The organism is Paenibacillus sinopodophylli (genome assembly GCF_005930355.1).
GTDB lineage: Bacteria > Bacillota > Bacilli > Paenibacillales > Paenibacillaceae > Pristimantibacillus > Pristimantibacillus sinopodophylli.
Map to the genome: position 1 here is coordinate 1 of NZ_VDBO01000059.1, position 621 is coordinate 621.

Below are 621 nucleotides of genomic sequence, written 5' to 3' on the forward strand. Positions count from 1 at the left end.
TACAGACTGCTGTGCCAAGTAAGATTTTTTTATCGTTACCGTGTTGCCCACTACCGTGTAATCTGTTCCCGCTGTCAATGTAGCCACACCATTTGTAAGGGTGTTAAGCGTATTTCCGTTCAGCGTCAGCGTTACAGCTACATCCGCTTGCGCAGCTGTTTCTTTATCGAAGCTTGCTGTTGTCTGGCTCAACTGGCTGTCTTGCTCCGTTGTGTCGCTTACTGTTACCGCCAATGTCTGAGCAGCACCCGCGCTAAAGTTGAATGCTAGGTTTGTCGTGCCTACAGATTGTTGTGCCAAGTAAGATTTCTTAATCGTTACCGTGTTGCCCACTACTGTGTAATCTGTTCCGGCTGTCAGTGTTGCTGCACCATTTGTAAGGGTACTAAGCGTGTTACCGTTCAGCGTCAGCGTTACAGCTATATCCGCTTGCGCAGCTGTTTCTTTATTGAAGCTTGCTGTCGTTTGGCTCAATTGGCTGTTTTGCGGCGTTGTGTCGCTCACCGTTACCGCCAGCGTCTGAGCAGCACCCGCGCTAAAGTTAAACGATAGGTTTGTCGTGCCTACAGACTGCTGTGCCAAGTAAGATTTTTTTATCGTTACCGTGTTGCCCACTACCGT

1 protein-coding gene is annotated in these 621 nt (G+C 48.8%); it reads right to left on the reverse strand.

Translation table 11 applies throughout. The features are described from left to right. On the reverse strand, positions 1 to 621 hold a 621-nt coding region (locus FGT79_RS30660), incomplete at both ends, for a X2-like carbohydrate binding domain-containing protein (protein WP_281286056.1).